The 479-nt window shown below is 71.6% G+C and carries 1 pseudogene; it reads left to right on the forward strand.

Annotated features, from left to right (window positions below):
• A pseudogene (locus tag Q7A36_RS40850) lies at positions 1-479 on the forward strand (ISNCY family transposase); the annotation flags it as partial.

The following is a 479-nucleotide window of genomic DNA, read 5'->3' on the forward strand; positions in this document are numbered from 1 at the left end:
ACCGCAAGAACGACCAGGCGCATGTGGAGCAGAAGAACGGCGCGGTGGTGCGGCGGATCGTCGGCTACCGGCGGCTGGAGGGGCTGGAGGCCGCGGCGGCGCTGGCCGAGCTGTACCGGTCGGTGCGGCTGTTCGTGAACTTCTTCCAGCCCTCGTTCAAGCTGGCCGAGAAGTCGCGTGACGGCGCGGTGGTGCGGAAGCGGTATCACGCCCCGGCAACGCCCTACCAGCGGCTGCTCGAGGACGCGCGGGTCCCGGAGGAGGTCAAGGCCCGTCTGCGCGCGATGGCCTCCGGCCTGGACCCGGTGCGGCTACTGCGCGACATTCGCGCGGCGCAGCAGCGGCTGGTGGAGATGGCCGACCGCACCGGGGTTGGCGAACACGCGGCGCCGACACAGCCGACGCTGGAGGAGTTCCTGAAGGGTCTGCGGACAGCTTGGCGTGAGGGTGAGGTGCGCCCGACGGCGCAGCCGAAGCCC

This window comes from Paracraurococcus lichenis, from assembly GCF_030657435.1.
Classification (GTDB): Bacteria; Pseudomonadota; Alphaproteobacteria; order Acetobacterales; family Acetobacteraceae; genus Paracraurococcus; species Paracraurococcus lichenis.